This window comes from Devosia psychrophila, from assembly GCF_000971275.1.
Taxonomy (GTDB): Bacteria; Pseudomonadota; Alphaproteobacteria; order Rhizobiales; family Devosiaceae; genus Devosia; species Devosia psychrophila.
In genome coordinates this window covers 1-504 of record NZ_LAPV01000237.1, presented here as the reverse complement: position 1 = coordinate 504, position 504 = coordinate 1, and the positions used below count along the sequence as shown (strand labels likewise).

Annotated in this window: 1 protein-coding gene; it reads right to left on the bottom strand. The window is 49.6% G+C overall.

What is annotated here, in order from left to right:
- Positions 1–162: 162 nt before the first annotated feature.
- Positions 163–306, bottom strand: a complete 144-nt coding sequence (locus WH91_RS24825; protein WP_158409621.1) for a hypothetical protein — start codon at positions 304–306, stop codon at positions 163–165.
- Positions 307–504: the final 198 nt, after the last annotated feature.

The window sequence follows — 504 nt, the reverse complement described above, 5'->3', positions numbered from 1 at the left end:
CTCTTTTACTCCGTCTTCTATTTCTTCCCTTCTATCTTTTCTTTTTCCTTTTTCTTCTCTTCTTTCCTACCCTTCCTTCTCACTTCCTTTTCTCTTTCCCTCCTCTCCTTACTTCTTCTTGCCTTTCTTTCCTTTCCTCTTTTTTCTCTCTACTCCCCTCTCCTACTCTTCTCCCTCTTTCTCTTGTTGCATGCCAGCCTTTCTCCTTCTTTCCATTCCCATGCCCATCCTTTCCCCCCTTCCCTTCTCTCTTTTCTCTTTGCCCCTTTTCTTTTTCCTCTCCTTCCCCTCCGTCTTCTTCCTCACCGTTTCTTACCTCCTCCTCTTCGGCTCTATCTTCCTCTCGCTTCTACCCCACTACCGTTCTGCTTCCTGCCTCTTCCTGCCGTTCCTTTACCCGTTTGCCATCCCCGTCTTCTCCTCCATCTCCTTCCTCACTCCCTCCATGAACTCCCAGCTCCAGTCGCGCTGCGCGTCTCTACTTCTTACTCCCGCCTTCATGCG